10 protein-coding genes are annotated in these 13499 nt (G+C 43.0%); 3 read left to right on the top strand and 7 right to left on the bottom strand.

From position 1 onward, the window contains the following. The first annotated feature begins 1445 nt into the window (after positions 1-1445). Positions 1446-1652 carry a hypothetical protein gene (locus EQO05_RS06200; RefSeq protein WP_164888481.1) on the top strand — a complete coding sequence of 69 codons (207 nt, stop codon included), beginning with the start codon at positions 1446-1448 and terminating at the stop codon, positions 1650-1652. Between the two features lie 183 nt (positions 1653-1835). On the opposite strand, the gene EQO05_RS06195 is transcribed toward EQO05_RS06200, so the two are convergent. From EQO05_RS06195 to EQO05_RS06165, 7 genes are all read right to left on the bottom strand, one after another. After that, complete coding sequence (locus tag EQO05_RS06195; protein ID WP_128504773.1) at positions 1836-2405, bottom strand: RPA family protein; 570 nt, start codon at positions 2403-2405, stop codon at positions 1836-1838. Beyond that, complete coding sequence (locus EQO05_RS06190) at positions 2406-3677, bottom strand: replication protein A (protein WP_128504771.1); 1272 nt, start codon at positions 3675-3677, stop codon at positions 2406-2408. It abuts the gene before it with no gap. 335 nt (positions 3678-4012) lie between these two features. Then, the gene (locus tag EQO05_RS06185) at positions 4013-5851 is read right to left on the bottom strand and encodes a cation:proton antiporter (RefSeq protein WP_128504769.1); all 1839 of its coding nucleotides are present in this window, start codon (positions 5849-5851) and stop codon (positions 4013-4015) included. 245 nt (positions 5852-6096) lie between these two features. Beyond that, complete coding sequence (locus EQO05_RS06180) at positions 6097-6711, bottom strand: ABC transporter permease (RefSeq protein WP_128504767.1); 615 nt, start codon at positions 6709-6711, stop codon at positions 6097-6099. Beyond that, positions 6708-7379 (bottom strand): ABC transporter permease, encoded by a 672-nt coding sequence (locus tag EQO05_RS06175; protein ID WP_240664388.1) that lies wholly within the window; start codon positions 7377-7379, stop codon positions 6708-6710. The genes EQO05_RS06180 and EQO05_RS06175 overlap by 4 nt, the downstream gene beginning before the upstream one ends. A gap of 14 nt (positions 7380-7393) precedes the next feature. After that, the gene (locus EQO05_RS06170; protein WP_128504765.1) at positions 7394-8521 is read right to left on the bottom strand and encodes an ABC transporter ATP-binding protein; all 1128 of its coding nucleotides are present in this window, start codon (positions 8519-8521) and stop codon (positions 7394-7396) included. A 27-nt stretch (positions 8522-8548) separates the two neighbouring features. Further along, on the bottom strand, positions 8549-9442 hold the full coding sequence (locus EQO05_RS06165) for a glycine betaine ABC transporter substrate-binding protein (RefSeq protein ID WP_240664386.1): 894 nt from the start codon (positions 9440-9442) through the stop codon (positions 8549-8551). A gap of 922 nt (positions 9443-10364) precedes the next feature. Between EQO05_RS06165 and glmU the strand changes: the two genes are divergently transcribed. After that, positions 10365-11582, top strand: coding sequence for a bifunctional sugar-1-phosphate nucleotidylyltransferase/acetyltransferase (gene glmU, locus EQO05_RS06160; protein WP_128504762.1), 1218 nt, complete (start codon positions 10365-10367; stop codon positions 11580-11582). 18 nt (positions 11583-11600) lie between these two features. Further along, the gene (glmS, locus tag EQO05_RS06155) at positions 11601-13454 is read left to right on the top strand and encodes a glutamine--fructose-6-phosphate transaminase (isomerizing) (protein ID WP_128504760.1); all 1854 of its coding nucleotides are present in this window, start codon (positions 11601-11603) and stop codon (positions 13452-13454) included. Positions 13455-13499: the final 45 nt, after the last annotated feature.

The following is a 13499-nucleotide window of genomic DNA, read 5'->3' as shown; positions in this document are numbered from 1 at the left end:
GAAAAATTCAATTTTCTTAAATGATTTTTTAGTTCTGTTAAAATATTATCGAATTCTTCGATTTCTTCTTTCAAAAGTGTATCAAAATTCAGGTACTTGTTAGAATTCGTCTACAGTTTTACCAATTTTTTAAGATTCGTATGTAAGTTCACATGCTCTTCTAAAGCTCGTGAAAAGCCTTTCTTTTTCCTTCAGCTTATCCTTCAGCTTAGGCTTCAAGACCTCACGAACGTGTTCCAGAACCCCAGAAAAAAAGCGTTAGAGTCTGATCTATGAGAAACCCTATACCCGGTTATTTTGCTGACAATACCTTTTAAAAAACGTTTTGTTTGTGTTTTCTTATTTTTTTTCTTTTTTGGGTAAGAAGGATAAAGAACAGGTCCAGTTCCGGCAGCCCATAGCCCAGAACATAAACCCCTCTTCGGGACTCATGCTTTTTTCAAGAATTTCCGGAGATAATCATAAGGCGCAACCTCTGTTGCTTCTTCGAGTCTACTGCGGGACCAGTGCCAGGACGAACCCCTGCGCCGTATGAATATCAAGGATTTCACCGCCCCCGTAGCCACTCCATATGTATTGAATGGCGGATTTGTGCATTAACCAAACCAATTGAGACCAAAAAAGGTTAAATGAAAATGAATTCTACCGTTTTTCTGGAATTCCCAGACGGATATATTCGACATGATCCGGAAGATGATAACGCATAGAGTCAAGGAATTTTTCAAGAGCTTCAAGGGTTTTATCGTTGCACTCCTTGAGGGACTTATAACCGTAGGAGCGGGCAGTTAAAATGAGTTCAGAGGCTACATAGTGCCGCCTGCTTGCTGCGTTCCAGGCAGATCTAAAGCCGTTGGTATTGTCCTGCTGGCGGTCTTCATCAGTAAAACGGGTCCTGGTATTTCATAGTGTAGTCTTCACGGAATACAGGACTTCCAGAGGGAGAATAGGACATTTCAAGCGCTCTTGTTTGGTGCAGGTACGGTATTCCATGCATAAGGTTTTGACTTCATCCTCAACTTTGTTGTGTTTGATCCAGTCCTGATCTTCAAAATGTCCAAAACTTTGAATTCTGTTAAGTTTAAGCAGAGCTTCAAGACGTTCAGGACCAGCACGTTTAAGGTTCTCTAAAGGTTCATACTGCCTTTCGCTCTCGTTTTTAATTCTGGCTCGGTTTTTTCGGAGTTTTGCTTATCACAAAGCAAGTCTAGGGAATTATCAGAAAAAAACTTTCTTTTGAAAAAATACGGAGAATGGGTAGAGTTTCCAAAAATAGGAAAGAAAGGAAGACCTAAGAAACCAGTAATAATACATGATAAAGATTTGAAATATGCTCAGATTGTCAAAAGCAAACAGGGAGGAAGGCTCCATAAAGTTGAAAGAAGAGTAATCTTGGTCAAAATATAGATTAAAATTAAATCTCAACAAGTTTACTTGAAAGACAAAATTTGACTTTTAGACAAGATAATAACAGAATTTCAAGAAAAACAATAGGATTTTCAAAGAAAGTTAAAGAACTATACAACCAAATGAGGCTTTACTGTACTCATTTTAACTTTTTCAGGGAGCATAGAGGATTAAAAGATGAAAAGGAAAAGGGAGTTTTGGAAAAGAAAATACCTGCACAAGAGTGTAAAATTACTAATAAGAAATAGAAATTAACAGAGTTGTTAAACTACAGGAGTCTTAAAAACGTCAACTGATTAATGAGGGAGCACCTAAAACTCTGAAAATAGAAAATAGATAGAAAGGAAAAATAAAAGCTTATTTTCTGAATAAAAAAAGATTAAGGGGCATTTACCCCCGATTTTGATAGTATGATTTCTATTATTTTTGTTTCATTTCCTTTCTTCGAGAGATTCAAGGGCTTTTTTGACCATTGTGCGGTAGGAATCCGTGTCAGTCGAGTAGTGTTCTTTTGCAAGTTTTGAGTTTTGGTCTTCCTCTGCCTCAACTGCCCTTATCCTCTCAAGCGTTTGTTTTGCGGTATCGAGTACCCAGAGATTCCGGGTAAGTTCGTCTACCTGCTGGATGGACTCGGGGCGGATGGAAGTAAGGACATTTCCGTCATCTGTAGTATAGGTGCTGGTCTTTCCCACAACTGCCACAAAAGCCGGCAGTTCGCATTCCGAAAGGAATTGGGCTGCTTCGGGCTGATACTGTCCTGCATAGACCAGGAAAGAGCCGGTCGGGTCTGAAACCCTTCCCCTCCAGTACTCGGAGTCCGTGCCGATGTCTTCCTTTTCGATAAGTGTGCCAACAAGGAAGATGCGGTTTACCTTAGCCCCTGTGGGAGTGAGGACATACTGCGGAGCATACTGGTCACTCTCATCCCTTGAGGTCAGGTTCGAATCCTTCAGTTCCTGGGCAAAAACCCTGCGGGCAGCTTCTCTGAAAAAGCCTGGCATTTACTGCACCTCCGGCTTGTTAAGTGTTTCATTAAGGGTAAGCATCTCGTCAAGCTTCTCTCTATCCAGAGAAGTCTTTTGAGTAATTGAGTCGACAAGGATATAGCGATCAAGCTTGTGACCGGTCACGGTATAGTACCTGCCTACCAGTTCGTGCTTTAGTTTATCCAGCACAACTCCCGGATCAAGGGCATCTGCAGCCATTGCAATCGCAGTATCAAGAGAAATCCCTGCAAGCTCTTCGGTAAGTTCCCTGTTAATGAGGGCATCCTGAGTGGAAGTTCCGGAATCCAGAACCGCTTTTATCCTCAGGTCATATTCCCCTTTGACTTTACCGTGTTCTGCACAGGCACCCTTAACCAGAGCCCTTTTACACTCAGGGCAGCGTTTTATGAGGCCTGAACCGGTCTGGATATCCACCATTGCTCCGAAGTATGTGGAAGTTGAGGACCCGACTTCGATATTTTCATCAAGCTCTTCTATGGAACTTGACCTGTTAAGCTGGATCTGGGCTTTGCCGCCCCATTCATTGACAACTACATTTTTCAAAAGATAGCTCTTGCCTTCTTCCATGTCAGGAAGTTCGGAACTGGCCCAGTTAGTGAATTTGATAACGCCTGTGTGGTCCCCCAGAAGCCCTGCCTGCTCAATTGACTCGTGAGAGTTTTCCCAGAGCTGAACCACTTTCCCTTTGACTGTAGCCCACTGTCCTCCTGCAAGGTCAGAGATATTCCTGAGTTCGGACTCTCTGGCAGCCGGTGTGAAATCTCCGCCTCCAACTGCAATGGGCTCATCAAGCTTTTCTACTGAACTGTTCTTGTTGAGCTGAACCTGGAACCTGCCATTGTACTCCCCTACGACAACACTCCGGAGAAGATAACTCTCTCCCTGCTCAAGCCTGGGCAGTTCGGCATTTTTCCATTCGGTAAACTTTATAATTCCTGTTTCATCCCCCAGCAGTCCTACCTGAGAGATTGACTCATGAGTGTTTTCCCAGAGCTGGACAACTTTTGCCTTAAGATTTGCCCACTGCCCGTTTTCCGAGATATCCACAATCTTCGTAAGCTGGGGCTCAGCCTGCCTTACATAAAATTCATTCTTAGGAATAGAATATTTCTTCAAAAAGTAATTGGTCACGCTGCGCTGGGCTTCGTTTGAAGGGACTTTAAATTTGTTAATCAGTTCGTCAAGTCTGCTTTCGACATCCTCTACAGGCACATCGACGCCAAGCTTCAAAAATCGATCTCGAATAGATTCGGCTGTTTGTTTCATATTTTCTACCTCAAGCCTCTGGTTTATCTTTATTATATAGAGAGGCGTTCTAAAGTACAACGCCACAGCATATAAAGTTAAGGAAAGCGGAGTGAAAGTATTCACCCCAGACCCGCAGCCAATATATGGGAGAGTCAGTCTTGAGGACTGAGAAATCCTGAAAAATTGGCTCCTGAGGTTACTCTTATGCAGGGAAATATCACTTTTTTGGAAACGTTTTTGAATTCCCGGCAAGAATAATATCTGTTTCTTGCTTGAGTTCAACTTCGAAATTACTTCAGTTTTTCATTATGATTTTTTTTTGATAGATATATCATCCAAATGTGTACTTAAACTTATTTGTTGAGAATATCAGAAGCATGCTTTCCCACATCACCCTCCCCAATAATCGTTACGATATCACCGTATTCAAGTATCAGATTACTATATGCGATAATCGATCTTGTCCCCCGCTGTACCATGACTACAAGGCTTTTTTCCGGGAAGTTAATTTCTTTAATTGCCCTTCCCATTACTCTCGGATTGGTGACCTTGACTTCCGTAATATTGCCTCCTCCACCCACTTCACACATGGAGAAAAGATGAGGTCTTCCTATCATATTGTCAATAACTGCTGCGGTTGTTATGGCAGGGCTCATGGCGCGGATTCCAAGGTCCCAGAAAGCCTGAAGGTTCTCCGTATGATTTACCCTGGCAACCATCTGATCTCCTCTAAGCCCGAAATGTGCCTTTGCAATCTGGCAGAAGAGCAAATTCGTATCATCTTTGTTTGTGGTTGCAACAACGTATTTGGTATTCTCGATCCCGGCTTTCTTCAGAGTATTTATATCTCCTGCATCTCCCTGCACAGTCCTGACCCCCAGATCCAGGCATTTGTTACACGCTTCTTCGGAATTATCTACAACCACTACGTTTTCTCCCCGCCTGTCAAAGCGTTCAGCAAGGATCCGACCTACTTTTCCCCCTCCAAGAATCAAAATTTCCATAGGAATTACCTCCAGTATATGAGCCACTTTTTTTGACATGCTTCCTGTAAGAAAGACTGTGGTAATGACAGTCAGGAATACCAGGCCCACAATAGTCTGCCCCCCCGGAACACCCAGTTCATCCAGTTTGATCGCAAAGTAAGTTGCAACCGAAGTCGGAACGACCCCTCTTGGTCCTACAAATGAGATGAATAACTTTTCATTGGTGCGGAACTTTGAATTCCACATAGAGGCAAAAACAGAGATAGGACGGATGAGAAAGATCATCAGCAAGACCAGGGCAATCCCTCTCAACCCGATCCCTAAAATATATTCGAACTTGAGCATTGCTGCTAACAGGATAAAAAGTAGAGAAATCATTACAGTCACCAGGTCACCCTTGAACTCTTTTATGGTTTCTTTGTAAGGAAACTCGGAAGTCCCTATAATAATTCCAAAGATCGCCAGCGCAAGGATTCCGGATTCATTGCCCAGAGATTCTGATAATACAAAGCAGGCAAACACCGAGGTGAGAGTAACCATTCTGGCAGTCTGTTTGCTGATAAGTATACCCCTGGTAAAGAACCAGCGAAGGGTGAACCCACAGATTCCTCCTATGAGCAGACCGATTGCAAGCCTTTGGAGGATAAAAAAGACTGCACCCATCCCCGAAAGTTCAGCCACAATCCATTCGAAAACTACCGCAGTAAGGATTACACTTGCAGCATCGTTAAGGACACTCTCAAGTTCCAGAACCTTGCCGACTTTATGGCAAACCTGGATGTTTCTTATAATTGGACCGACCACGGTTGGACCGGTTGCAGTAACCAGAGCCCCGAAAAGAGCAGCAATCTGAAGAGGTACATCTATAAGCAAATACGTAAGCGCGGTTATTCCAAAAAAGGTAATGAATACCCCGATTGTGGTTAGTTTAAGGACGCTTTCCTGATATCCTCTCAGTTGCTTCATATCAATCTGAAGCCCTCCGTCAAAAACGATCACGGATACTGAGATTGCCACTATGGTAAGCAGTGCCTCGAAATACACGGCAGGATTTAACAGGTTGAGAACTTCGGGTCCTACTATTATTCCTTCAATTAAGAGAAAAATGATAAAAGGAATCTGGAAATAACGGCTTAGAGCCTGTGCCAGAAGTGACATGACCAGTACAGTGACAGCCAGCCCCAGGAAATTTATTGAATCAAGCATGAGGTTCCCTATCAATTATGTGTCTCTTCATTAAAAAGTTTAGTGTGAGCGTCAGCTGCTTTGAACGTAAGAATTATGAAAACCTCATATGTAAAGGCTAATTTGCTGAAAAAGATGAATGAAAAGCGAGTAAATCTCCTTATTAAAATTATACAGGATATGAACCTGAAAAACGAAACTGTGTAATCGAATAAAGCCGTTTCAGGGGCATGGAACAGGTCAAAAACCATAAAAAGGTGTGCAGTTCATTTTCGAAGATATTCCGGAGTTAACCGTTGCTCTATCCTTGAGAAGGAAAAATCAAGGAAAAGTGCTATGCCTATGACAGGCAGAACTCCTGTCAAGATCTTAACCGTATTGAAATTCGTAAGCCCTTCAAAAATTATGGGTCCGAGCCCTCCACCTCCTATAAGAGCCGTCAGGACTGCAATACTGTTTGCAAGAATCGCAGCAAATTTTATTCCGGCAAATATGGCAGGATATGCGTTTGGAAGCCTTATATGTTTCAAGATCTGGAAATCGGTCAGTCCGATACCTTTTGAGGCTTCGATGAGTGTAGAATCAACATTGAAAAGCCCGATATAAGTATTTTTGATAGTCGGAAGCAGTACCCTCAGCATTATGGCAAGAACTGCAGGCATAAAACCGATTCCTATCAGAGGCACAATAAAAGCCACGACCGCAAAACTGGGAACCGCCTGGACAAGGCTTGCAAATCGCATTATCATCGAAGCTAACCGCGCACTGTACAGGGAAAGGAATATCAGCGGAATTGTAACAAGAATTCCTGCAGTAAGCGCCGTATAAGTTAGAACCAGATGTTCAAGCGTAGCCTGCAAAAGCTCTGCGGTTAAGATCATTTCCCGTACCTCACCTGGAGAATATGTTCTATTAGACCTGCAGCCCCGTCAAGAAGTACCGCAAGTATTCCTATCCAGATGCCTGTGACAAGGATTGTCCCCATATCATAGAGCTGGATTCCGTTCTGAAGGGCTGCCCCGAGACCGCCTGCGGCAATGAGCCCTCCGAGGGTTACAACTCCCATTGTAAATACCACTGCGATCCTGATGCCACCTGCGATTAGAGGCAGTGACAGAGGAAAACGGATTTTAAACAGGATTTCCCGTCGTGTCAGCCCCAGAGCCTCCGCAATTTCAATGTGCTCTCCGGGCACGTTGGAAAGGCCTGTATAGGTGTTTCGGGCAATCGGGAGAATGGAATAGAGAATAGATGCTACAATTGTTGGCGTTTTCCCGATTCCGAATACCGGAAGCAGGAGCACAAGTAGAGCAATGTCAGGAATGGTTTCCACAATATTTAAACTATTAAAGATGGGATCTGCAAATCTCGGGTTCCTGTAGGTTAAAACTCCAATAAGCACACCGGCAAGAAACGAGAAAAAAAGAGCAATTGCAAACATATAAAGATGCTCAAGTGTGCGCTGGGAGAGCAATTGGGAAGTCCAGACTCGCTGGATTTCCGCGAAAATCTCATTAAAACTCCAGGCTGTCAGTTTATCACCTTTCAAGGCTTAAAATTCGCTTAAACAAGATTCTGGAGAATTCTGTCCGAAAAAAGAATTCCTCCCGGTTTATCATTTTCAAGGACAAGCCCTATAGATCCCCCGCCGGTCTTGAGCCTTAAAAGTGCTTCAAGTAATGGAGTTTCGGGAGAAAATAACGGCAGGGGTTTTAAAGCTTCATCAAGGCTTTTTCCCGAGGATACTGCTTTCATGACATCAGTTAAGCCGACACGCCCCGAATTTTCGGGGCTGTCAAAGACAAGCGCGATTTCAAGCCCTTCAGCGGACATATGGTCAAGAACCGATGCTGCAGATAGTCCTGAATCGAGAATGTACCTTTTATCAAGGGGCTGAGCCAGATCCTTCACCTTCAGGGCATCTATATGCCTGTATTTCCGTTTTGAATCTACAATTTCGGCAACCAGGTTGCTGGATGGCGAAAAAATCAACTCCTGTGGCGTTCCTACCTGAACAAGCTCGGAGTTATCTATAATCGCGATCCTATCGCCAAGCCTGAAAGCTTCATTGATATCATGCGTAACAAATACAATGGTTCTTCCAAGTTCTTTTTTGATTCTGTAAAACTCATCCTGGAGTTGTGCCCGAAGGAGCGAGTCAAGCGCCCCGAAAGGCTCATCCATTAGAAAGAGGGGAGGGCTCATAACCATAGCTCTTGCAAGCCCGACCCTCTGTTGCTGGCCTCCACTCAGCTCATGCGGATAACGGTCCGTAAAAACCTGCGGAGGGAGGGAAACGAAATTAAGCAAATCCTGTATCCTCTCCTGAATTTTCTCTTCCTTCCAGCCTTCGAGTTTTGGAATGAGCCCGATATTTCCTGAAACCCGCAGGTGAGGGAGAAGCCCGATATTCTGAATCACATAACCTGTATTTCTTCTAAGCCGGATCGGATCAAATTTCCTGATATCTATGCCGTTTATCGAGATGCTCCCGGAATCAGGTTCTATCAGGCGATTCATCATCCTGAGAACAGTCGTTTTTCCTGAACCGCTTTTCCCAATAAGGATGAGAAGTTCCCCTCCCTTAATTTCAAGGTTCAGGTTTCTGACGGCAAAATTCTCTCCATACTTTTTCGTTACATTTTCAAGCCGGAGGGATTCGATCCGCTCGAAAAGCTTTCCGGATATCATATGCGTTAATAAATCAGCCTGGAGAGCTCAGACTGGAATCAGACTTTCATTCGCCAGAAAATCATGAGCAATATCCCTTGCTTCCCTGCCGCCCATATCATATTCTGCATTAAGGCGCCTCATGGTTTCCTGGTCAATCCTGCCATCAAGCTTTGCCAGAGCTTTCAGAGCCTGTGGGTTTTCCTGAGCAAAAGTACCGGAAACAAGAACAACAGCGTCGTAGGGAGGAAGTGCATTCCTGTCATCCTCAAGCACCTTCAGCCCGTACAGGTCATTGCGGGTGTCTGTGGTATAAGCACTGATCGCATCCACTTCCTTATTTTTGAAGGCTTCATACATGATACCAGGAGCCATCGAGTTATAGCTTTTAAATGTGAATCCGTAAACCCTGGCAAGCTGTGGAAGCCCGTCTTCCCTTGTGGCAAATTCGGGGTCGGTTCCCATTACCAGATCAGATGCATAAGGGGCTAGATCGCTGATCTTAGAAATTCCATTAGCTTCAGCCCAGTTCCTGTCAATAGCAATAGCGTAAGCGTTCTCAAAGCCAAGGCTAGCTGCAATAGCAATTCCATCGCTGTTAAGCATACCGTGTTCGGATTCATTGTACACTACAGCAGAATCCCATTCTTCTAGAGGCGGCTTTTTTAAAATCTGGCTGTATATGGTTCCCGTGTACTCGACATAGGAATGAATATCCCCTTTCTTCAGGGCTTCATAGTTTACAAGCGTACCCCCGAGATTTTCTTTTACCTCAGTTTCATATCCTTCTTCTTCAAGCAAAAGCGAAACCATATGAGCCGTAATATAGGATTCCTGAAAGAGTTTTGTTCCAATCACAACTGTTCCCTGAGCCTGTGTAGAATTTTGCCCGTTCGGAGCATTTTCAATACAGCCACTTACCACAAGCAAAGCTGCAAGCATTAAAAATCCCATAACACGAAATTTAATTTCAATCCCCCCGGAATAATCCTTACCCTTTTGACCGGTTAATGCCTTTTCTAATACATTGACTAAATTTACTATCGATACTAGTTATAACTTATTATTTTTCAACTTTTTATAAAGATCGCCGAGGACAAAAGAAGGGAGGTATCTAAATATGTCATGGGAACCCGCATTTTTACAGGATATCACTGGAAAATTAAGGTTGTAAGTGAGAATTTCAAGGCTTGCCGTAAAAGTTTCCTTCCAGAGCAGATTAAGCTATGGCAGAATAGAATAGATTAGTAAAACATGCATTGAATCACCAGTATCCTGACAATCCGTAGATCTGAACCGGCACTAAACTTCTCAAAATACAGTTATTAATAAACTATGTTTTATTTTAAAGGATTTGCGCATATACATGCAAAAAGTGTTTAAATTTTATTGTTTTGTAGCTGTATAGAAAACTATAGAGTGCTCAAAACGATTCTGAAAATGTTACCACTGTTTCCCGTGAGTCATCATAACTATCTACCAGATGTGCAACATTTAATGGAAAATTTTAATTAAGTAACTCTTCAAAATCTACCCTTAATCTCTGGCTTAAAGAAGCATAAAACATAAAAAGTAGGAAGTATATATCTGAGTTGTTAGATAAATATTTTTCTACACTTTCAAAAAGTTAAAGTACGCTATAAAAACAAAAATCCAGGTAGAATTCCATTAGAATTATCAGGTTTATATTCTCGAAAACATTTATCCTGTGAGGAGGACTTATTTATGAATTAAAGAGGGATTACTTTTTTATTGTTAGCTATCCCTTATACAGGTATAACATTTTACATATATTTAGACAAAGTTATTTTCCGTAAAACTTTCAAAGGTAATGTATAAATTCTAAAGAAGGTTCTTTAAATCTATGAAAGCCATTATCCTTGCAGCAGGAGAAGGGCTGCGTTGCAGACCTCTTACTCTTACTCGTTCAAAAGTAATGCTTCCTATCGCCAACAGGCCTATTCTGGAGCATGTAATAGATTCGCTTGAGAAGAATGGAATAACTGATATTGTATTGATTGTTGGATATAAAAAAGAACGCATAATGGACTATTTTGAAGATGGACTGAACTTTGGAGTGAGAATAAAGTACATCGAACAGAAAGCTCAGCTTGGTACTGCACATGCAATCGAGCAGGCAAAAAATTTGATCGGCCCCGAGGACTCGGAGTTTCTCGTACTGAATGGAGATAACCTGGTGGAGCCGAAAACAATAGCGGACCTTTTAAATAATTATGAGGGGGATGCAAGCCTTCTGACAGTAAGGATGGAAGAAACTGCAGGCTATGGCGTGGTTCTTAAGGAAAGGAAAAGAGTTACAAGGATTCTGGAAAAAAGACCTGGTGACCTGAGCCGTATCGTAAATACCGGAATTTATGTTTTTACGCCGCAGGTCTTTGAAACCATCGAGAAGACCCCGATATCCGAAAACGGGGAATATGCAATAACCGACACTCTCCAGCTTATGATTGACGAAGGAAAAATTGTTACTTCCGTTCCCACGGAATCAAAATGGCTCGATGCTGTCCACGCCTGGGATTTACTGAAAGCAAACGCCATAGTCTTGAATTCCGCCAGAAATCTGAATCCCGAGGGAGAAGTGGAAGAGGGAGTTGTTATGCGGGGTAAGGTAGCCATAGGAAAGAATACAAGAATCCGTTCCGGAACTTACATTGTAGGCCCTGTTGTCATAGGAGATAATTGTGATATTGGCCCCAATGTAGTTATTCTGCCCTCAACGACGATAGGAAATAATGTATCGATCAGATCATTTACAGAAATCCAGAATAGTATAATAATGAACGACTGCAGGATATACTCGCACGGGCAGATCTCGAATTCCATAATTGGAAGTAACAATACAATTGGTTCAGGTTTCTTTGTTGAGGAAAAAGAAGGCCTATCGATTATTATGAACGGAACTATTCATCGAGCCCCCAAACTGGGTACCATCTTTGGAGATGACAACCGGATTGGGAACAGCGTACTTGTGAAGGCAGGAGTTACAATAGCTGTCGACTGCCAGGTTGAATCTGGAAATACTATATACAGGGACCTGTCCCGTCATTCGGTGGTTCTTTAACCCCAGAGAGGTGAAAAAATGTGTGGAATCGTAGGGTATGCAGGGGAAAATTCTGCTGCATCTGTTATTATAGAATCCCTGAAAAAACTCGAGTATCGTGGATATGATTCTGCCGGGATTTCGGTTCTGGGCAGCGGAGTCGATACTTACAAATCAGTAGGTAAAATCGTAAACCTTGAAACCACAATCCCTAACAATATAGGTGGCAATATAGGAATAGGGCATACCCGCTGGGCAACCCACGGAAGACCAAGCACTATAAATGCTCACCCGCACAACTCAGGAAATCCGTGCAAGATCTCGGTTGTGCATAATGGAATCATAGAAAACTACATGGCGTTGAAAGAGCGACTGACTGCAGAAGGATACGAATTTAAGTCTGAAACTGATACAGAAGTGATTGCACATCTCCTGCACAAACATCTCTACGGGAAGCCCGACGGAAAAGAAGCAAAGTGCGAACTTCTTACAGGACTCAGGGAAGCGCTAAAAGAGATTGAAGGTTCTTATGCCCTTGCAATTCTCTGTTCTGACGAACAGGGAAAACTCGTACTTGCGCGGAAAGACAGCCCGCTTGTTATTGGACTAGGAAAAGGGGAAAACTTTGCCGCATCGGATGTAACTGCTTTTTTGAATTATACAAGGGATGTTATTTTTGTAAATGATTTTGAAACCGCAGTTATGACTCCTACAAGTGTGGAGATCTTCGACAGAGAAGGAAAAGCCCGCGAAAAGAAGATAGAAAAGATCGAGTGGGATTTTGAAGCTGCTGAAAAAGCCGGCTACGAACATTTCATGCTAAAGGAAATTCACGAGCAGGTGAGTGCGATTCATAACACACTTGCAGGTAAGGTCTCTGAGCTTGAAGGAACCATATCTCTAAACGAATTTAATATGACTGAGGATGAGATAAGAAAGCTTTCAAGGGTTCAGATTCTGGCATGTGGAACTTCCTGGCATGCAGGGCTGCTTGGAAAATATCTTTTTGAGCAGCTGGCAGGAATCCATTGCGATATAGATATCTGCTCGGAATACAGGTACAGAAGTCCGGTTATGAGTGAGGGGACTTTTGCCATTGCGATTACCCAGTCAGGAGAAACTGCGGATACCCTCGCAGCTGTGAGGGAAGTCATGTCTTATAACTGCCCTACGCTTGCGATTACAAACGTTGTAGGAAGCACCATTACAAGAGAAGCTAACTGTGTACTATATACAAGAGCAGGGCCTGAGATAGGGGTTGCCGCAACCAAGACTTTCAGTACCCAGCTCACACTACTGTATCTGCTTGCCGTAAAGTTTGCTCTGGCAAGAGGCAAGCTAAGCCCTAATTATGTCAAAGGATTCATCACGGATTTAAGAAAGGTACCGGGCCAGATTCAGCAGATCCTTAACCAGAAGGAGACAGTGAAGGAATGTGCAGAGCTTTTTGCTCATGCAAAGAGCTATTTTTTCCTCGGCAGGCACCTTAATTATCCGATTGCCCTTGAAGGGGCTCTCAAGCTAAAAGAGATTTCATACCTGCACGCTGAAGGTTTCGCTGCAGGCGAACTTAAACACGGGCCGATTGCCCTGCTTGAGAAAGGAACTCCTGTAGTTACCATTGCAACAAGAGGGCAGACCTACGATAAGGTACTGAGCAATATAAAAGAAGTGAAAGCCAGGGATGCGACGGTTATAGCAGTAGCCGATAATAAAGACACCGAGATCGGAAAGTATGCGGATGTTGTCCTTACGGTTCCCCAGAGTAGCGAACTTCTTTCTCCGCTGCTCAGTGTTGTAGTCCTCCAATTGCTTGCTTATTATACTGCTCTTGCTCGGGGCTGCTCGATTGACAAACCTCGTAATCTTGCAAAAAGTGTCACCGTGGAATAATTGAAAGACTGAAAATTTAAAATAAAGAATCAAGAGAACTAAAGA

Origin of the sequence: Methanosarcina sp. MSH10X1 (assembly GCF_004099695.1) — an archaeon.
In the GTDB taxonomy this organism is placed as follows: Archaea; Halobacteriota; Methanosarcinia; order Methanosarcinales; family Methanosarcinaceae; genus Methanosarcina.
This window is presented reverse-complemented; position numbering and strand designations above follow the sequence as displayed.